This window comes from Streptomyces sp. NPDC047085 (assembly GCF_040643735.1).
Taxonomy (GTDB): Bacteria; Actinomycetota; Actinomycetes; order Streptomycetales; family Streptomycetaceae; genus Streptomyces.
Window position 1 is genome coordinate 75,251 of the sequence record NZ_JBEYUW010000011.1, and the last position, 17,418, is coordinate 92,668.

A 17,418-nucleotide genomic window follows, 5' to 3' on the forward strand; every position below is an offset into this window, starting at 1 on the left:
GCGATATTGCCACTTACGCGGCGGAAGGTGGCAGAACCGTGCAGTGGACGAAACAGAGCGAACAAACTGTGTATGAAAACCGCTGGTTCAGCGTCAATCTGGCGGATGTCGAGCTGCCAGACGGCAGGCACCTCGACCACTTCCTGATCCGGCTGCGGCCTGTGGCCGTGGCCACGGTCGTCAACGAGGTCAACGAGGTCCTCCTGCTGTGGCGGCACCGTTTCATCACCGACAGCTGGGGCTGGGAACTGGCCGCGGGCGTCGTGGAGGACGGTGAGGACATCGCGAGCGCGGCCGCCAGGGAACTCGAGGAGGAGACCGGCTGGCGGCCGGGGCCCCTGCGCCACCTCATGACCGTGGAGCCGTCCAACGGTCTCACGGACGCCCGGCACCACATCTACTGGTCCGACCAGGGTGAGTACGTCGGGCACCCTGTGGACGACTTCGAGTCGGACCGCCGGGAATGGGTCCCCCTCAAAGTCGTCCCCGATCTCATCGCCCGGGGGGAGGTTCCGGCCGCCAACATGGCGGCCGCGTTACTCCTGCTGCACCACCTCCGCCCCGCGGACGGCTAGTGGGCCAGGGCCTGCCAGATCGTCACGAACAGCGCGGCCAGTGAGGTGAGCGCGGCGAGCGACGGCAGCGGCCATCGTGCCTGTTCCAGCGAGGTCAAGCGGGTGTTCAACTCGTCGAGTTCCCGGGCGCTCTCCCCGGTGCGGTGACTGAGCAGCGCCAGACCGCCCTCGACGCGGGCATAGGCCACGTCGAGGCGGCGCCGTAACTCCGCGAGCTCTCCATGGACCACGGGGTGCTCCCGATCGGTGGTCACGTGTCGACTCCTTCTCGTAGGCGAACGTGTGGATCCCCGCATTCCTTGCATGCGCATAAAGAGTGAACTCGCCCGGTGGACGCCTGGGTAGCGTGCGCGACGGGCATATGCGTGCCTGGCGCGCACACAGTGTGTGAAACAGATGGGCCCGGCACCGGGGTAGGTGCCGGGCCCGTAAGGCGTAGCTCTGCGTGATCAGCCGTAGGTGTAGAACCCCGAGCCGGTCTTCCGGCCGAGCCGGCCCGCCTCGACCATGCGCTGGAGCAGCGGGGGAGCGGCGTAGAGCGGCTCCTTGTACTCGGCGTACATCGAGTTGGCGATGGAGACGATGGTGTCCAGGCCGATCAGGTCGGACAGCTTCAGCGGGCCCATCGGGTGGGCGCAGCCCATCTCCATGCCGTTGTCGATGTCCTCGCGGCTCGCGATGCCCGACTCGAACATGCGGATCGCGGACAGCAGGTAGGGCACCAGCAGCGCGTTGACGACGAAGCCGGAGCGGTCCTGGGCGCGGATGGCGTGCTTGCCGAGCAGCTTCTCGGCGAAGACCTGGGCGCGGCTCAGTGTGCCCTCGGAGGTGGTGAGCGCCGGGATCAGCTCGACCAGCTTCTGCACCGGGGCCGGGTTGAAGAAGTGGATGCCGACCACGTGGTCCGGGCGGGAGGTGGCGACCGCCAGCTTCACCAGCGGGATGGAGGAGGTGTTGGAGGCCAGGATCGCGTCCGCGCGGGTCACCACCTGGTCGAGCACCTGGAAGATCTCGGTCTTCACCTGCTCGTTCTCCACGACGGCCTCGATCACCAGGTCGCGGTCGGCGAACTCGCCGAGGTCGGTGGTGAAGCTGAGGCGCGCCAGCGTGGCGTCGCGCTCCTCCTCGGTGATCTTGCCGCGCTCGGCGGCCTTGGCCAGGGAGTTGAACAGCCGGGTGCGGCCGATCTCCAGGGCCTCGCCGGTGGTCTCGGCGACCTTCACGTCCAGTCCCGCGCGGGCGCACACCTCGGCGATGCCCGCACCCATCTGGCCGCAGCCCACGACTCCGACGCGCTCGATGTCGGTCACATCGTTCCCTTCGCTGGTGTTCTCCGGCTCCGGCAGGACGTCCGGGTTTCGGCTCCTGCTCCGATCGTGCACGTTACCGCCAAAAATCGATGATCGATCGTCGGGGTGGGGTATTGCACGGCGCGGTACGATCCGTGACGGAGCGGATCCGGAGTGCATCCGAGTCGGCGAGGCGCTGAAAGCGGGGGCTGCCGGGCAGCCGTCGGCCTGGCGGGACCCGGCCGAGCTGTCCCGGCACCTCACGCTCGCCGCCCGCTACCCGCAGGTGCGCGGGCATGTGTTCTTCGCCTCCCGGGATGTGGCGAGCGATCCCATCCGGGCGATGCGGCGGGTGGTGGTGGACCACTACCGGCGGCCGGCGAAGCCACCGCTCTGAGCCACGACGGCTACGACGGCCACGACGGCTACGACGAACGGGTTTCCTTGTGCCGGATCTCGGTGTCCGGGCCGGGGGAGCAGATGCCCTCGTGCCCGTCCTCGAAGCGGACGCGGAACGGCGGGTTGCCTTCCTGGCCCATCACTTCGACGATCTCGCCGATCTTGTCGTGCTGTCCGACCACCCGGCCGTGCTGGACAAACTTGTCGCCCTTGGACGCGCGCATCTGCAAGGCCCTCCTCACGGTCACGACCTCTGGGTGACGGCGATGCACACGAGCACGGCAACGGCGGTCAACGGAGCGGCCGCCGTGAGGTGCTCGCCCAATAGCAGTGCCGACCACACCAGTGTGAGCAGCGGCTGAGCCAACTGCAACTGGCTGGCCTTCGGGATGCCGATGGCCGCCATGCCCCGGTACCAGACGACCAGCCCGAAGAACTGCGAGACCAGCGCGACCCACACCAGGCCCGTCACCCCGTGCCAGGTGAGATGCACCGGCTCGTACGCCAGCGCCAGTGCGGCGGCCGGCACGCTCAGCGGCAGACACAGCACCAGCGCCCAGCCGATCACCTGCCAGCCCGGCATGATCCGGGCCAGCCTGCCGCCCTCGGTGTATCCGGCCGCGCACACCAGCAGGGCGCCGAACAGATAGCCGTCGGCGGCGGTGAGGGCGCCGCCGCTCTGGCCGACGGTGAAGGCGAGCACGGCCGCCGCGCCCGCCAGCGCCGCCAGCCAGAACCGGCGGGAGGGCCGGTTGCCCATGCGCAGCGCGGACAGGACGGCGGTGGTCAGTGGAAGCAGGCCCACCACGACGGCGGCGTGCGCGGTGGTGGAGGTCTGCAGCGCGAGCGTGGTCAGCAGCGGGAATCCGAGCACCACCCCGGCCGCGACGACGGCCAGCCCGGGCAGATGCCGGCGCTCCGGCAGCGGAACACGGAGAACCAGCAGACACCCGCCGGCGACGAGCGCGGCGAGGACGCTGCGCAGGGCCACCAGGGACCAGGGGCCGAAGCTCTGCAGGCCCCACGCGGTCGACGGGAAGGTGAGGGAGAAGGCGGTCACGCCGAGGGCGGCCAGCCCGGTGCCGAGACCCCGGTGCTCCCGGGGAGCGGAGACCGCTATCGCCGTCGCGGTAGTAGCGCTACTCTGTGTTCTCATGCATGAGCGTAGCAGTGTCGGCGAACTGGCAGAACAGCTCCGACGGGAACTAGACCGCTACTCACCCGGTGGAAAGCTCCCGTCGAGCAGGGCCCTCGTCGAGCGGTTCCGGGTGAGCCCGGTGACCGTCTCCCGGGCCCTGGGCCAGCTGGCCGCCGAAGGGCTGGTGGTCACGCGGCCCGGTGCCGGTGCCTTCCGCGCACGGCCGCACACCGCCGACGCGCCCTCCGGGGACACCTCCTGGCAGGAGGTCGCCCTGAGCGCCGACGGCGCCTCCGACCTCGTACCGCGCACCGTGGACGCCTCCGGAGTCACCGTCTCGCTCACCACGCCGCCCCCGGGCGTGGTCGAGTTCAACGGCGGCTATCTGCACCCTTCCCTGCAGCCCGAGCGGGCCATGGCCGCGGCCCTCGCCCGCGGCGGGCGGCGGCCCGGAGCCTGGGGCAGGCCACCGCTGGAGGGGGTGCCCGAGCTGCGGGAGTGGTTCGCGCGCGGCATCGGCGGGGCCGTCACGGCGGCCGAGGTGCTGGTCGCGGCCGGCGGCCAGTCCGCGCTCGCCACCGCCCTGCGGGCGCTCGCCCAGCCCGGAGCGCCGGTCCTGGTCGAGTCGCCCACCTACCCGGGCATGCTGGCCCTCGCCCGCGCGGCCGGACTGCGCCCCGTCCCGGTGCCGGTCGACCCCGACGGCGTACGCCCCGACCTGCTCGCCGACGCCTTCCGGGCCAGCGGCGCCCGGGTGTTCGTCTGCCAGCCTCTGTTCCAGAACCCGACCGGCGCCGTGCTGGCCCCCGGGCGCCGCGCCGAGGTGCTGCGCATCGCCCGGGCCTCGGGCGCGTTCGTGATCGAGGACGACTTCGTCCGCCGACTCGTGCACGCGGACTCGGGCCCGCTGCCCCGCCCGCTGGCCGCCGACGACCCGGACGGCGTGGTCGTCCACGTCGGCTCGCTGACCAAGGCGACCTCGCCCAGCTTCCGGGTGAGCGCGCTCGCCGCGCGCGGACCGGTGCTGGAGCGCCTGCGCGCCATCCAGGTCGTGGACAGCTTCTTCGTCTCCCGGCCGCTGCAGGAGGCCGCCCTCGAACTCGTCGGCTCCCCGGCCTGGCCCCGCCATCTGCGGGCGCTGTCCACCGAGCTGAAGGCCCGCCGCGACGCCATGACCGGCGCGCTCGCCCTCTACTTGCCCGAGCTCGCCCTGCCCCACGTCCCGGCCGGCGGCTACCACCTCTGGCTCCGGCTCCCCGACGGCACCGACGAGTCGGCCCTGACCGCGGCCGCCCTGCGCGCGGGCGTCGCCCTCACCCCCGGCCGCCCGTACTTCAGCGCCGAACCCCCCGCGGCCCACCTGCGGCTGAGCTTCGCGGCGGTCGCCGGCACGGGGGAGATCGCGGAGGGGGTACGGCGGCTGCGGGTGGCCTGCGACGAGGTGCTCTAGCCGGCTGCCGCATGGTGTTGCCGGCACTGACACCGGCACCGGCAACGCCCGTGCCCCGCAACACCCGCGCTCGGAGCGGAATCGGGTCGACCGTCGCCTCCCCGTCCTGCGAGGATCCCGCCATGAGCGATGCACCCGCCCTCCCCGACGGTTACGAGTTCTCCGCCGACACCGCCCGCGTCGACGTCGACCGCGTCCACCGCTGGCTGTCGACCGACGCGTACTGGGCGAGGGACCGGCCCCGGGAGAAGCACGAACGCGCGATGGAGTCCTCGATCAACTTCGGGGTCTACGACAGGGCCTCGGGGGAGCAGGTGGCGTACGCGCGCGTGGTGACCGACCGGGCGCTGTTCGCCTGGCTCGCCGATGTGTACGTGGACCCTTCGGTGCGCGGCAAGGGCGTCGGCACCGCGTTCGTCGGCCGGATCCGCGACCACCTGCGGCCCTACGGGCTGCGGCGCATCCTGCTGGCCACGGACGACGCCCACGGGGTGTACGAGAGGCTGGGCTTCCGCCCGCTGGACCGACCCGATCAGTGGATGGTGCACCCTTTCGAGTAAGCGGTTGTTCACCCCGGGTAGCTCACAGCCAACAGCTCTTGACCTGCGTACATCCGAGGCACACCATCACCGCATGCCACTTCGGGTGACGTTCGTCGCCGCCGCACGCAGTTCCCCGCTGCTCGCGGAGCGCTTCCAGGACGACCGGCCGCTGGACCAGGAGGGCTGGGACGAGGTGCAGCGCCTGGCCGGATTCCTGCTGCCGCTGGCGGCCGCCGACCTGCGCTACTGCTCGCCCACGCCGCGCAGTCGCGCCACCGGTGACGCCCTCGGCTACGCCCCGCTGGTCCAGCTCGCCCTGCGCGACTGCGACATGGGCCGCTGGCGCGGGCTGACGCTGGGCGAGGCCATGGCCCGGGAGCCGGACGCGGTGGACGCCTGGCTCGCCGACCCGCGCTCCACCCCGCACGGCGGCGAGTCCCTGCTGTCCTTCATCTCCCGGGTCGGCGGCTGGCTCGACACCCGGCCCGCGGACGACGGCGGCCGGATCGTCGCCGTCGCCGAGCCCTCCGTGATCCGCGCCGCCCTGGTGTACGCCCTGAAGGCGCCGCCCGGCAGCTACTGGAACATCGACGTGCGCCCGTTGTCGACGACCACCGTGACGGGTCGCTCGGGCCGCTGGAACCTCCGCCTCGACGGGGTGTCCACCCAGCCCTCGCGCGCGTAGACCCCGGCGCCCGCAGCGCGCGGCCGTCAGCCCTCGCGCACGTACTCCGTGGTGAGCACGAGGTCCTTCGCCGGTCCGCCGACCCGCCAGACCGTACGCCAGTGGTCGGCGTCCCGGACCGTGAACTCGCCGCGGTAGAAGTCGGCCGCGCAGGGATGTCCGGCGACGTACCGCCCCGTGGTCAGGTCCAGGTCGTGGAAGGGCCGCCCGTCCATGAACCGCACGTCCGCCGTGCCCGGCGCCCGCCCCGGCAGGAACCGCAGCGTCCGGGTCGCGGGCCGCGCCACGCCCTGCCAGGTGAACGTGCCGGACTCCTCGTGCAGCAGCCCGCCGCCCGGAAGCGGGCCGAAGACGGTCACGCCCTCGAAGCGCCCCTCGTCGCCGCCCGCCAGGTCCCGCACCTCGCGGGTCACCAGCCACCGTCCGGACAGATAGGCCAGTACGTCCGCCACCGGCCGGCACTCGCCCGCCCCGGCACCCGTCACCGCGTCCATGGTCCCGAGCTTACGCGGAGCCGATGGCGGGCCGATTCACCTTGAAATCACCTTCTGGAAATCCACCGTTTCCTGAACGGACCAAAAATTCATTATCCGTTTCCCTTATTTGGAATCGGTGGGTTTATTTTTCGATGGGAGTACAACCATTCCCAAAGTCGCTCCGTCTGACTCTGCGAATCGTTGAAATGAATTCGCTGGGGGCCTGCCCACAAATGAACCGCTCAACCCCGCCCGGTGTGCCCCGCACGGCCGGGCGTGCCGCCGCGCTGCTCGCCGCAGTCGTGGCCGCAACCGCTTTCTGCGCCGCCGACCTGCTCGCGCGCAGCTACCCGTTCGGCCCCCGCACCCGCAGTGTCAACGACCTCGGCAACCAGTACGTGCCCTTCCACGCGCACCTGTGGGACCTGCTGCACGGCAGGGCCGACGGCGGACTGCTCGTCAACTGGCAGTCCGGGTACGGCTCCAGCTTTCTGCCCGATCTCGGCACCTATCTCGGCAGCCCCTTCGCGCTCCTGGTGGGCCTCTTCCCGCGGGACGAGATCGACCTCGCGGTGTATGTCGTCACCATCCTGAAGACCGCCTCCGCCGCGGCCGCCATGGCCTGTCTGCTGCTCGCCCTGCGCCCCGGCCGCTGGTGGGTGGCGGGCCTGCTCGGCGCCTCCTACGCGCTGTGCGGCTGGAGCGTCGCCGACGCCTCCTACAACCCGATGTGGCTCGACGGCCTCATCGCCCTGCCGCTGCTCTGCCTGGTCGGCGAATGGACCCTCGCCGGGCGCCGCCGCTTCCTCGGTGTCCTGATCGTCGCGCTCGCCTGGGCCGCCAACTTCTACACCGCCTACATGGCCACGCTCGGCGCCGCCCTGGTCCTGCTGCTCCGCCTGCTGCTGGCCGGGCTGTCGCGCAGGCAGGCGCTCGCCGCGGCCGGTCGCGGCGTCCTCACCGTCGCCCTCGGCGTGGGTCTGGCCGCCCCGCTCGTGACGGTCATCTACTTCGGCACCAAGCACGCCTACCCGGGCCGCGTCCGGCAGTTCGCCCCGGTGCCCGAGCAGGACCTGCTGGCCCGGCTGCTGCCGACGACGTACGGCTTCGGCTCGCCCGCCCTCTACGTGGGCATCACCGCCCTGCTGCTCGCCCTCGCCCTGCCCTTCCACCGGGCTGTGCCCGGGCGGGTGCGCGCGGGCTGGACGGTGCTCGTGCTGGCGGTGACCCTGTCGCTGCAGTGGGCGCCCACCCATCTCGTCTGGCACGCCTTCGCCACCCCGCAGGGCAGCCCCTACCGCCAGGCCTTCGTGCTGTGCGGGCTGCTGGTGATCGCCGGCTGGCACGCGCTGTCGTACGGCCCGCCGGACTGGCGCGCGCTCGGCGCCGCGGCCGCCCTGCTCGCCCTGATCACCGCCGTCGCGAGCCGCAGCGCACTCGTACGGCCGTACACGTGGCCGGTGCTGCTGCTCGCCGTCGGCGGCGCGCTCGGCGGACTGGCCCTGCTGCGGCTCGCCCGCGCCGGAGAGCGCTCCCGGCTGGCCGTGCTGGCCGTCGTCCTGCTGATCGGGGCGCAGCTCGGCGAGAGCGCCGCCACCTCCGCCGCGGCCACCCGGCTGCGGCTCGGGCACCTGGACGACTACGCGCCCTGGGGTGAGCGGCAGGAGCGGCAGGCGGCGCTCATCGCCGAGGCCGACGGCTGGCCCCGGTACCGCACCGAGCCCGGCCGCGAGCAGACCGTCGCCAACGACCCGATGCTGGTCGGCGGCCAGGGCGCCCAGTACTACAGCAGCCTGACCTCGGACGTCCTCAGCCGTACGCTCACCGCGCTGGGCGGCGGCTGGACCTCGCGCGGCCGGAGCGTGCAGAGCCTGGACAACCCCGTCACCGACGTCGTGTTCTCGGTCGGCGCCCGGGTGCACTCCCCGCCGGACCAGCACCAGAAGTGGCTGCCCAGGGACGGCGGGCGGGCCACCGTGTCCCGGCAGCAGGACGTACCGCCCCTCGTGACCGTCCGGCCCACGCCCGACCGGGCCGCGTTCGGCCCGTCGCCGTACCGCAACCAGGAGCTGCTGCTCGGCACCCGCGTCTACACCGTGCCCCGCGTCACCGTCCTCGGCGCCGACGGACGGCCGGTCCCGGACGGCCGGGTCGGGTCCGGCAGCACGACGAAGGCGGCGACCGTCACGGCCCGCTGCCCGGCCGGCCGCCAGGTGTTCCTGTGGGCCCCGAACTTCTCCGGCACCGCGCGGCTCGCCGGCGCCCCGGCCGCCGCCCGGTTCCGGTTCGAGTTCCCGCGCAACCGCGCCGCGATGGAGCCGCTCGGCTCGGCCCCGGCGTCCGGACTGCTGCGCGTCGAGCTGACCCCGGAGCGTCCCGGCCGCATCCCGGTCGGCGCGGTCGGCTGCCTCGACACCGCCCGGCTGCACACCGCCGCCGCCGGTCTGAAGGCCACCGGCGCCACCGAGGTGACCGTCTCCGACGGCACCCTCCGCGCCGAACTGCCCGCCGGCAGCAGGGGGACCGCCGTCGTCGCGGCCCCCCGCATCGCCGGCTGGCGGTGCGCCACCGGCGACGGCCCGGCCCGCCCCGCCGGGGAGTTCCACGGGCTGATCGCCGTACCCCTCGACGGCGGCTCGACCGCCCTCACCTGCACTTTCCACCCGCCCGGGCTGCGGCTGGGCACGGCCGTCGGCGGCGCCTCGCTGCTGGCGCTCGCCCTGCTCGGCCTCCTCACCGCCCTGCGCCGCCGGCGCACCCCGTCCCCGTCCACGACCACACCAGCGCGCGAGCGCGTGACCACCGCACTCTGACCGCGTCCTGGGAGAACCCACCATGCTGATATCGATCGTCGCGCCCTGCTACAACGAGGAAGACGTCCTCGACCGCTTCCACGAGGAGATCCAGAAGGTCGCCGAGGAGCTGCTGCCGCTCGGCCACGACATGGAGTTCGTCTACGTCGACGACGGCAGCCGCGACCGCACGCTCCCCATCCTCCAGCGCCTGGCCGACACCGACGCACGGGTGCGGTACGTGTCCTTCAGCCGCAACTTCGGCAAGGAGGCGGCCCTCCTCGCGGGCCTGAGGAACGCCTCGGGCGACGCCGTGATCGTCATGGACGCCGACCTCCAGCACCCGCCGGAGCTGATCAAGCGGATGGTCGAGCTGCGCACCCAGGGCTACGACCAGGTCATCGCCAGGCGCACCCGCACCGGCGACCGCTTCGCCCGCACCCTCACCGCCCGCCTGTACTACCGGCTCATCAACCGCATGGTCGACATCGAACTCGTCGACGGCGTGGGCGACTTCCGCCTGCTGTCGCGCCGGGTGGTGGACGCGGTCCTGAACCTCACCGAGTACAACCGCTTCTCCAAGGGCCTGTTCGCCTGGGTCGGCTTCCCCAGCACGACCTTCGAGTACGAGAACGCAGTCCGCGAGGCCGGCCGCAGCTCCTGGTCCTTCCGGAGCCTGCTCAACTACGGCCTCGACGGCCTGCTCTCCTTCAACAACCGGCCGCTGCGCGCCGCCCTCTGGCTCGGCATGGCCCTGCTGCTGTGCGCGGGCCTGTACACCGCGTGGATCGTGGGCGCCGCGATGGTCAACGGAGTGCAGACGCCGGGGTATGTCACCATCATCACCGCGGTCACCGCACTCGCCGGCGTGCAGATGGTGATGCTGGGAGTCATCGGGGAGTACACCGGCCGCATCTATTACGAGGTGAAGGGGCGTCCGCACTTCCTGGTGCAGGCGACCAACGTGGAACGGACGAAAGACCTCATCCCCTGATGTCGAGACAGATGGTCACCTTCGCCGTGGTCGGCGTCGTCAACACGGCGACCTACTACGGCCTCTATCTGCTGTTGCTCACTTGGCTTCCGTATCTCGCTGCGCATATTCTGGCATTCCTGCTCAGCATGATCGGGTCCTTTTTCCTGAACGCGCGTTTCACCTACCGGACGCGTCCGACCTGGCGGAAATTCCTGCTGTTCCCGCTGACCAACGTCACCAATTTCCTGATCACCACCGCCGGGGTCTATGTGATCGTCGACGTCCTGCACGCCGGAAGCCGCTTCGCCCCCCTTCTCGCCTCGGCGGCGGCGATCCCGGTCACGTTCGTCGTCTCACGCCGGATCATGCTCCCCGGCAGGGAGCTTCCCCAGAGGGAGACCGTTGCATAAACGTGCATGACTACGTATAGTCATGCCATCCTGAAGGAGGGTGGACATGGCGGTACGAGCGGCAGTGGCCGGAGCGAGCGGGTACGCGGGCGGTGAGGTCCTGCGCCTGCTCCTCGCGCACCCCGAGGTCGAGATCGGGACCCTGACCGGCAACTCCAACGCCGGTCAGCGGCTCGGCGCGCTGCAGCCCCACCTGCTGCCGCTGGCCGACCGCGTGCTGGCCGAGACGACGGCCGAGGCGCTGGCGGGGCACGATGTCGTCTTCCTGGCGCTGCCGCACGGGCAGTCCGCCGCCGTCGCCGAGCAACTCGGCCCGGACGTCCTCGTCATCGACATGGGCGCCGACTTCCGGCTCAAGGACCCGGCCGACTGGGAGCGGTTCTACGGCTCCCCGCACGCCGGCACCTGGCCCTACGGCCTTCCCGAACTTCCGGGCGCCCGCGCCGCGCTGGAGGGGTCCAAGCGCATCGCGGTGCCCGGTTGCTACCCCACCGCCGTCACCCTCGCCCTCTTCCCGGCGTACACGGCGGGCCTGGCCGAGTCCGAGGCCGTGATCGTCGCCGCCTCCGGCACCTCCGGCGCGGGCAAGGCGCCCAAGCCGAACCTGCTGGGCAGCGAGGTCATGGGCTCCATGTCGCCCTACGGCGTCGGCGGCGGCCACCGGCACACGCCCGAGATGATCCAGAACCTCAGCGGGGTCGCGGGGGAGCGGATCTCCGTCTCCTTCACGCCGACCCTCGCGCCGATGCCCCGCGGCATCCTCGCCACGTGCAGCGCGAAGGCGAAGGACGGCGTCACCGCCGAGTCCGTCCGCGCCGCGTACGAGAAGGCCTACGCCGACGAGCCCTTCGTCCATCTGCTCCCCGAGGGCCAGTGGCCCGCCACGGCGTCCGTCTACGGTTCCAACGCCGTTCAGGTGCAGGTCGCGTACGACGAGGCGGCCGGCCGCATCATCGCGATCAGCGCCATCGACAACCTGACCAAGGGCACCGCGGGCGGTGCCGTCCAGAGCATGAACCTCGCCCTCGGGCTCGATGAGGCCACCGGGCTTTCCATGATCGGAGTCGCTCCGTGAGCGACGCACGTGCAGCCGCCGGGCCGCAGACGACGGCGAAGGCCGCACCTCTGCGCTGCACGGGCGGAGAAGCGAACAAGGAGACGCAGTGAGTGTCACGGCAGCCAAGGGATTCCGGGCGGCGGGGGTCGCCGCCGGGATCAAGCAGAACGGCAATCCCGACCTGGCCCTCGTGGTCAACGACGGCCCCCGTCGTGCCGCCGCGGGTGTCTTCACCGCCAACCGGGTGAAGGCCGCCCCGGTGCTGTGGTCGGAGCAGGTCCTCAAGAGTGGCCAGGTCTCGGCCGTCGTCCTGAACTCCGGCGGCGCCAACGCCTGCACGGGTCCCCAGGGCTTCCAGGACACCCACGCCACCGCCGAGAAGGTGGCCGAGGTCCTCGGGCGCGGCGCGATCGAGGTCGCGGTCTGCTCCACCGGCCTCATCGGCGTGCTGCTCCCCATGGACAAGGTCCTCTCCGGCGTCGAGGAGGCCGCCGCCCAGCTCTCCGAGCACGGCGGCGAGAAGGCCGCCATCGCCATCAAGACCACCGACACCGTCCACAAGACGTCCATCGTGACCAAGGACGGCTGGACCGTCGGCGGCATGGCCAAGGGCGCCGGCATGCTCGCCCCGGGCCTGGCCACCATGCTGGTCGTCCTCACCACGGACGCCGACCTCGGCTCCGAGGACCTGGACCGGGCCCTGCGCGCCGCCACCAGGGTCACCTTCGACCGGGTCGACTCCGACGGCTGCATGTCCACCAACGACACCGTCCTGCTGCTCGCCTCCGGCGCCTCCGGCATCATCCCCGCCCACGACGCGTTCGCCGACGCCGTGCGCCAGGTCTGCGACGACCTCGGCCGGCAGCTCATCGGCGACGCCGAGGGCGCCAGCAAGGACATCAGGGTCGAGGTGATCAACGCCGCGACCGAGGACGACGCCGTCGAGGTCGGCCGCTCCATCGCCCGCAACAACCTCCTCAAGTGCGCGATCCACGGCGAGGACCCCAACTGGGGCCGCGTCCTGTCCGCCATCGGCACCACGAAGGCCGCCTTCGAGCCCGACCGGCTCAACGTCGCCATCAACGGCGTCTGGGTCTGCAAGAACGGCGGTGTCGGCGAGGACCGCGACAAGGTCGACATGCGCTACCGCGAGGTCCACATCGTGGCGGACCTCGCGGCAGGCAGTGAGTTTGCGACGATCTGGACCAACGACCTGACGGCCGACTATGTCCACGAGAACAGCGCGTACTCGTCTTGACGTGCCCGCTTGGCTGTCACGGGTCCCCGTCGTCGCCGACGAGGGTTCCTGTTTCATCGGCGACCGCTCGCCCCGGACGAGTCCGAGATGAGTCTTACATCGCCTCCGCAGGCCAACACCGCCCGCCCGGCGGCTGATCCGAATCTTTCCGAAAGTCTGCTATGACGGTCAATCACTCAGAAGAGCGAAAGTCTCCGACCCGCAAGCACACCGCCCTGCCCAAGGCGCAGACCCTCATCGAGGCGCTGCCCTGGCTGACCCGTCACCACGGCAAGACCGTCGTCATCAAGTTCGGCGGCAACGCGATGGTGAACGAGGAACTGAAGGCCGCCTTCGCCCAGGACGTCGTGTTCCTGCGCCACGCCGGGCTCAAGCCGGTCGTCGTGCACGGCGGCGGACCGCAGATCAGCGCCGCCCTCGACAAGCACGGCATCGTCAGCGAGTTCAAGGCGGGCCTGCGCGTCACCACCGAGGACGCCATGGACGTCGTCCGGATGGTGCTCGCCGGACAGGTGCAGCGCGAACTCGTCGGCCTGCTCAACCAGCACGGACCGCTGGCCGTGGGCCTGACCGGCGAGGACGCGCACACCATCACCGCGACCAGGCACCAGCCCGAGGTCGACGGCGAACGGATCGACATCGGGCGGGTCGGCGAGATCACCGAGATCGACACCGGCGCCATCGAGGCTCTGCTCGCCGACGGCCGGATCCCGGTCGTCTCCTCGATCGCCCGCTCCCAGGACGACGGGCACGTCTACAACGTCAACGCCGACACGGCGGCGGCCGCCCTCGCCGCGGCCCTGGGCGCCGAGACCCTCATGGTCCTCACCGACGTCGAGGGCCTGTACGAGGACTGGCCGAACTCCGACGAGGTGATCAGCCGCCTCACCGCGTCCGAACTGGAGAAGCTGCTGCCGGAGCTGTCCTCCGGCATGGTGCCGAAGATGGAGGGCTGCCTGCACGCCGTGCGCAACGGCGTCCACACCGCCCGTGTCATCGACGGCCGGGTCCAGCACTCGATCCTGCTGGAGATCTTCACCGACGAGGGCATCGGCACCATGGTCGTGCCCGACGAGCCGGACACACAGGGGGAGTCATGAGCAACGAGGAACTGACCGCGCGGTGGCAGGGCGCGCTCATGAACAACTACGGCACCCCGCGGCTGCCCCTCGTCCGCGGCGAGGGCGCCAGGCTCTGGGACGCCGACGGCCGTGAGTACGTCGACTTCGTCGGCGGCATCGCCGTCAACGCCCTCGGCCACGCCCACCCCGCCGTGGTCGAGGCCGTGAGCCGGCAGATCGCCTCCCTCGGCCATGTCTCCAACCTGTTCATCGCCGAACCGCCCGTCGCCCTCGCCGAGCGTCTGCTGCAGCTGTTCGGCCGGGACGGCAAGGTCTACTTCTGCAACTCCGGCGCCGAGGCCAACGAGGGCGCCTTCAAGATCGGCCGGCTGACCGGGCGTCGCCACATGGTGGCTACCACGGGCGGCTTCCACGGCCGCACCATGGGCGCCCTCGCCCTCACCGGCCAGCCCGGCAAGCAGGCCCCCTTCCTGCCGCTGCCCGGCGAGGTCACCCACGTCCCCTACGGCGACGCGCAGGCCCTGGCCGCCGCGGTCACCGAGGACACGGCTCTGGTGATCATCGAGCCGATCCAGGGCGAGAACGGCGTCGTGGTGCCCCCGGCCGGCTACCTCAAGGCGGCCCGCGCGATCACCGCCGCCACCGGCGCGCTGCTCGTCCTGGACGAGGTGCAGACCGGCGTCGGCCGCACCGGCAACTGGTTCGAGTACCAGGCCCACGAAGGCGTCCTGCCCGACGTCGTCACGCTCGCCAAGGGCCTCGGCGGCGGGCTGCCGCTCGGCGCCACCGTCGCCTTCGGCCGCGCCGCCGACCTGCTCCAGCCCGGCCAGCACGGCACGACCTTCGGCGGCAACCCGGTCGCCTGCGCGGCGGGCCTCGCCGTCCTCGACACCATCGCGGACGAGGGCCTGCTGGAGAACGTGAAGCGGCAGAGCGAGCGGCTGCGCGACGGAATCGAGGCGCTGAACCACCCGCTGACCGACCATGTCCGGGGCGCGGGCCTGCTGCTGGGTATCGTGCTCACCGGGCCGCACGCGCAGCAGGTGCAGCAGGCGGCCCAGGAGGCCGGGTTCCTGGTGAACGCGCCCGCCCCCGACGTCGTACGGCTCATGCCGCCGCTCAACCTCCGCGACGACGAGGCCGGCGCCTTCCTCCAGGCGCTCCCCGGCATCCTCGACGCAAGCCGCGGGGACGGACGATCCGGAGAATGAGACGACGATGAGCCAGGCGCAGGACCACGAGCAGCCGGCCGGTGCCGGACCCGCCGTGCCGCAGACCCGCACCGCCCGCCACCGCCGGATCGTGGACATCCTCAACCGGCAGCCGGTGCGGTCGCAGAGCCAGCTCGCGAAGCTGCTCGCCGACGACGGGCTGAGCGTCACCCAGGCGACGCTCTCCCGCGACCTCGACGAGCTGAACGCGGTGAAGATCCGCAACAACGACGGCGACCTCATCTACGCGGTGCCGAGCGAGGGCGGGTTCCGTACCCCGCGCGCTCCGCTGGGCGAGTCCGCCAAGGAGGAGCGGATGCGGCGCCTGTCCCAGGAGCTGCTCATCTCCGCCGAGGCCTCGGCCAACCTCGTCGTCCTGCGCACCCCTCCGGGCGCCGCCCAGTTCCTGGCCTCCGCGATCGACCAGGCCGAGCTGCACGACATCCTCGGGACGATCGCCGGCGACGACACCCTGCTGCTGATCAGCCGGAACCCGGACGGCGGGCAGGCGCTGGCGGACCACCTGCTGCGCCTCGCCCAGAACGGGCACTGATCCCGCCGGGACGGGCACTGAAACGCCGCCAGGACGGGCACGGACCCCGGCGGGCCGGGCAGTGACCCGCGTGCGGGCTCCGACCGGTCGGCGGAGAATGGGAATGTGATCTTCCGAGGCCGGGGGGAAATCCCTTGGCGGCGGTCGGCCGTATACAGAGGTGTGTCGGGAAATCGGTTCCCTGTGGACCGCTTGCCGGACGAGGCTCTGCTGTCCGGGTTGTCCACGGGTGATCGGGAAATAGCCATCGCCTTTGTACGGAGGTTCCAGCACAGGGTGTTCGGTGTCGCCATGGCCGTCACCAGGGACCCACAGCTCGCCGAGGACATCGCCCAGCAGACGTTCGAGCGCGCCTGGCGGCACGCCCAGATCTACGACTCGCGCCGCGGGTCGGTCACGACCTGGCTGACGACCATCGCGCACAACCTCGCCATCGACGCCGTCCGCGCCCGGCGGACGGAGCCGGTGGCACCCAAGGACCTCGAAGGGCTGCTCGGCGTCGTCACCGAGACCCCCGAGCGGTGGGCACTGGCCGACGAGGCCTCGTCCCAGCTCCGGGCCGCCGTGGCGCGGCTGCCCCGGGAACAGGCCCGTGCGCTGGTGATGGCGGGTATTTACGGGTTGACCGCCCAGCAGATCGCCGACCGGGAGGATATTCCGCTGGGCACCGCCAAGACGCGGATCAGGGCAGCGATGGCGAAGCTGCGCATGACACTCGCGTCGTCGAACCGAGGCCACCATGTCCAGTGACGTGACCTGCGAAAAGATGCGCGAGATCGGCGCCGAGCTGGCGCTGGGCGTGCTGTCCGGCCGCGAACGGGCCGAGGCGGTCGCCCATCTGGACCAGTGCGCGGACTGCCGCGAGTACGTCGAGAACCTGACCGTCGTCGGGGACAAGCTGATCGGCCTGCTGCCGGACAGTCCGCCGCCGCCCGGGTTCGAGACCAAGGTGGCGCGCAGGCTGGCCCAGGACGCCCCGGCACACGAAAAGCGCCGCCGGAACACGCAGGCGTCCGGCCTCGGTCACGACCTGCGCGGCCGCGCCCGCCGGGCCCGGCTGCGGCTCGCCTCGGCCGTGGCCGCGTTCGCCGTCGCCTGCGGACTGGCCGGCTGGGGGATCAGCACCGCCGTCGAGTCGGTCACCGCCTCGCCGCCGCCCGCCGTCGAGACCGAGCCCGTCCTGGTCGGGGACTTCACCTCTGCTCACGAGGCGCGGCACATCGGCGAGATGTACGTCCACCCGGGCACCTCCGGCTGGGTCTTCGTCACCATCGATCTCACGGGCCCGCACGCCTCGTTCACCGGGACGGTCACCTGCCTCCTGGAGCGCACGGACGGCACGACGGCCCGGGTCGGCGACTTCACCGTGCGCGACGGACAAGGAGACTGGGCCGTGAAGAAGGCCGTGTACCCGAACGGAGTGTCCGGCGCCCGCCTGACGTCCTCCGACGGCACCGTCCTCGCCACGGCCCAGCTGAAGCTCGGCCACGTGCAGACCCCGGAGGAGGCGTGAGCCGGCCCCGCG

General features: G+C 71.7%; 19 protein-coding genes and 1 pseudogene. 15 read left to right on the forward strand and 5 right to left on the reverse strand.

Annotation, left to right across the window (positions count from 1 at the left end; translation table 11 throughout):
- Positions 1 to 38 precede the first annotated feature (38 nt).
- On the forward strand, positions 39 to 575 hold the full coding sequence (locus ABZ865_RS30860) for an NUDIX hydrolase (protein ID WP_361237483.1): 537 nt from the start codon (positions 39 to 41) through the stop codon (positions 573 to 575).
- Here the strand turns inward: ABZ865_RS30860 and ABZ865_RS30865 are convergent.
- Together ABZ865_RS30865 and ABZ865_RS30870 are read right to left on the reverse strand one after the other, a co-directional pair.
- A complete protein-coding gene (locus ABZ865_RS30865) occupies positions 572 to 829 on the reverse strand; it encodes a hypothetical protein (protein ID WP_361237485.1) in 258 nt (85 codons plus the stop codon). The two genes, ABZ865_RS30860 and ABZ865_RS30865, sit on opposite strands and share 4 nt — an antisense overlap.
- Before the next feature lie 195 nt (positions 830 to 1,024).
- Positions 1,025 to 1,885, reverse strand: a complete 861-nt coding sequence (locus ABZ865_RS30870) for a 3-hydroxybutyryl-CoA dehydrogenase (RefSeq protein WP_361237488.1) — start codon at positions 1,883 to 1,885, stop codon at positions 1,025 to 1,027.
- Between the two features lie 163 nt (positions 1,886 to 2,048).
- On the opposite strand from ABZ865_RS30870, the pseudogene ABZ865_RS30875 reads away from it, so the two are divergent.
- Positions 2,049 to 2,261: pseudogene (locus ABZ865_RS30875) on the forward strand (hypothetical protein); the annotation flags it as partial.
- Between the two features lie 28 nt (positions 2,262 to 2,289).
- Here ABZ865_RS30875 and ABZ865_RS30880 read toward each other — a convergent pair.
- A complete protein-coding gene (locus ABZ865_RS30880) occupies positions 2,290 to 2,487 on the reverse strand; it encodes a DUF1918 domain-containing protein (protein ID WP_361237491.1) in 198 nt (65 codons plus the stop codon).
- A 20-nt stretch (positions 2,488 to 2,507) separates the two neighbouring features.
- Positions 2,508 to 3,419: a DMT family transporter gene (locus ABZ865_RS30885; protein WP_361237494.1), complete on the reverse strand. Its 912-nt coding sequence runs from the start codon at positions 3,417 to 3,419 to the stop codon at positions 2,508 to 2,510.
- On the opposite strand from ABZ865_RS30885, the gene ABZ865_RS30890 reads away from it, so the two are divergent.
- From ABZ865_RS30890 to ABZ865_RS30900, 3 genes are all read left to right on the forward strand, one after another.
- Positions 3,418 to 4,851, forward strand: a complete 1,434-nt coding sequence (locus tag ABZ865_RS30890) for a PLP-dependent aminotransferase family protein (protein WP_361237497.1) — start codon at positions 3,418 to 3,420, stop codon at positions 4,849 to 4,851. The two genes, ABZ865_RS30885 and ABZ865_RS30890, sit on opposite strands and share 2 nt — an antisense overlap.
- Before the next feature lie 122 nt (positions 4,852 to 4,973).
- Complete coding sequence (locus ABZ865_RS30895; RefSeq protein WP_361237500.1) at positions 4,974 to 5,411, forward strand: GNAT family N-acetyltransferase; 438 nt, start codon at positions 4,974 to 4,976, stop codon at positions 5,409 to 5,411.
- A 73-nt stretch (positions 5,412 to 5,484) separates the two neighbouring features.
- Positions 5,485 to 6,078, forward strand: a complete 594-nt coding sequence (locus tag ABZ865_RS30900) for a histidine phosphatase family protein (protein WP_361237502.1) — start codon at positions 5,485 to 5,487, stop codon at positions 6,076 to 6,078.
- Positions 6,079 to 6,104: 26 nt separating this feature from the next.
- Here the strand turns inward: ABZ865_RS30900 and ABZ865_RS30905 are convergent, their stop codons facing one another.
- Positions 6,105 to 6,572, reverse strand: coding sequence for a DUF6314 family protein (locus ABZ865_RS30905; protein ID WP_361237505.1), 468 nt, complete (start codon positions 6,570 to 6,572; stop codon positions 6,105 to 6,107).
- A 215-nt stretch (positions 6,573 to 6,787) separates the two neighbouring features.
- Here ABZ865_RS30905 and ABZ865_RS30910 point away from each other — a divergent pair, with 215 nt between their 5' ends.
- The 10 genes from ABZ865_RS30910 to ABZ865_RS30955 all read left to right on the forward strand — a co-directional run bounded on the left by ABZ865_RS30910 (position 6,788) and on the right by ABZ865_RS30955 (position 17,406).
- Positions 6,788 to 9,367, forward strand: a complete 2,580-nt coding sequence (locus ABZ865_RS30910; RefSeq protein WP_361237508.1) for a YfhO family protein — start codon at positions 6,788 to 6,790, stop codon at positions 9,365 to 9,367.
- Positions 9,368 to 9,389: 22 nt separating this feature from the next.
- Positions 9,390 to 10,340, forward strand: coding sequence for a glycosyltransferase family 2 protein (locus tag ABZ865_RS30915; protein ID WP_361237511.1), 951 nt, complete (start codon positions 9,390 to 9,392; stop codon positions 10,338 to 10,340).
- An 11-nt stretch (positions 10,341 to 10,351) separates the two neighbouring features.
- Positions 10,352 to 10,732: a GtrA family protein gene (locus ABZ865_RS30920; protein ID WP_361237514.1), complete on the forward strand. Its 381-nt coding sequence runs from the start codon at positions 10,352 to 10,354 to the stop codon at positions 10,730 to 10,732.
- A 46-nt stretch (positions 10,733 to 10,778) separates the two neighbouring features.
- Positions 10,779 to 11,807: an N-acetyl-gamma-glutamyl-phosphate reductase gene (gene argC / locus ABZ865_RS30925; protein WP_361237517.1), complete on the forward strand. Its 1,029-nt coding sequence runs from the start codon at positions 10,779 to 10,781 to the stop codon at positions 11,805 to 11,807.
- Between the two features lie 88 nt (positions 11,808 to 11,895).
- A complete protein-coding gene (argJ, locus tag ABZ865_RS30930; RefSeq protein ID WP_361237520.1) occupies positions 11,896 to 13,047 on the forward strand; it encodes a bifunctional glutamate N-acetyltransferase/amino-acid acetyltransferase ArgJ in 1,152 nt (383 codons plus the stop codon).
- Positions 13,048 to 13,208: 161 nt separating this feature from the next.
- On the forward strand, positions 13,209 to 14,147 hold the full coding sequence (gene argB / locus ABZ865_RS30935; protein WP_361237523.1) for an acetylglutamate kinase: 939 nt from the start codon (positions 13,209 to 13,211) through the stop codon (positions 14,145 to 14,147).
- The gene (locus ABZ865_RS30940) at positions 14,144 to 15,340 is read left to right on the forward strand and encodes an acetylornithine transaminase (protein ID WP_361237526.1); all 1,197 of its coding nucleotides are present in this window, start codon (positions 14,144 to 14,146) and stop codon (positions 15,338 to 15,340) included. Before argB ends, ABZ865_RS30940 begins: the two co-directional genes overlap by 4 nt.
- A gap of 7 nt (positions 15,341 to 15,347) precedes the next feature.
- Positions 15,348 to 15,893 carry an arginine repressor gene (locus ABZ865_RS30945; RefSeq protein WP_100825235.1) on the forward strand — a complete coding sequence of 182 codons (546 nt, stop codon included), beginning with the start codon at positions 15,348 to 15,350 and terminating at the stop codon, positions 15,891 to 15,893.
- A 162-nt stretch (positions 15,894 to 16,055) separates the two neighbouring features.
- Positions 16,056 to 16,643 carry a sigma-70 family RNA polymerase sigma factor gene (locus ABZ865_RS30950; protein ID WP_361237529.1) on the forward strand — a complete coding sequence of 196 codons (588 nt, stop codon included), beginning with the start codon at positions 16,056 to 16,058 and terminating at the stop codon, positions 16,641 to 16,643.
- Complete coding sequence (locus ABZ865_RS30955; RefSeq protein ID WP_361237532.1) at positions 16,633 to 17,406, forward strand: zf-HC2 domain-containing protein; 774 nt, start codon at positions 16,633 to 16,635, stop codon at positions 17,404 to 17,406. The genes ABZ865_RS30950 and ABZ865_RS30955 overlap by 11 nt, the downstream gene beginning before the upstream one ends.
- Positions 17,407 to 17,418 lie beyond the last annotated feature (12 nt).

Coding starts and splice junctions, on each gene's coding strand:
- ABZ865_RS30880 (WP_361237491.1), bottom strand. CDS start 2,487: ATGCGCGCGTCCAAGGGCGACAAGTTTGTCCAGCACGGCCGGGTGGTC.
- ABZ865_RS30890 (WP_361237497.1), top strand. CDS start 3,418: ATGCATGAGCGTAGCAGTGTCGGCGAACTGGCAGAACAGCTCCGACGG.
- ABZ865_RS30885 (WP_361237494.1), bottom strand. CDS start 3,419: ATGAGAACACAGAGTAGCGCTACTACCGCGACGGCGATAGCGGTCTCC.
- ABZ865_RS30895 (WP_361237500.1), top strand. CDS start 4,974: ATGAGCGATGCACCCGCCCTCCCCGACGGTTACGAGTTCTCCGCCGAC.
- ABZ865_RS30900 (WP_361237502.1), top strand. CDS start 5,485: ATGCCACTTCGGGTGACGTTCGTCGCCGCCGCACGCAGTTCCCCGCTG.
- ABZ865_RS30905 (WP_361237505.1), bottom strand. CDS start 6,572: ATGGACGCGGTGACGGGTGCCGGGGCGGGCGAGTGCCGGCCGGTGGCG.
- ABZ865_RS30910 (WP_361237508.1), top strand. CDS start 6,788: ATGAACCGCTCAACCCCGCCCGGTGTGCCCCGCACGGCCGGGCGTGCC.
- ABZ865_RS30915 (WP_361237511.1), top strand. CDS start 9,390: ATGCTGATATCGATCGTCGCGCCCTGCTACAACGAGGAAGACGTCCTC.
- ABZ865_RS30920 (WP_361237514.1), top strand. CDS start 10,352: ATGGTCACCTTCGCCGTGGTCGGCGTCGTCAACACGGCGACCTACTAC.
- argC (WP_361237517.1), top strand. CDS start 10,779: ATGGCGGTACGAGCGGCAGTGGCCGGAGCGAGCGGGTACGCGGGCGGT.
- argB (WP_361237523.1), top strand. CDS start 13,209: ATGACGGTCAATCACTCAGAAGAGCGAAAGTCTCCGACCCGCAAGCAC.
- ABZ865_RS30940 (WP_361237526.1), top strand. CDS start 14,144: ATGAGCAACGAGGAACTGACCGCGCGGTGGCAGGGCGCGCTCATGAAC.
- ABZ865_RS30945 (WP_100825235.1), top strand. CDS start 15,348: ATGAGCCAGGCGCAGGACCACGAGCAGCCGGCCGGTGCCGGACCCGCC.
- ABZ865_RS30955 (WP_361237532.1), top strand. CDS start 16,633: ATGTCCAGTGACGTGACCTGCGAAAAGATGCGCGAGATCGGCGCCGAG.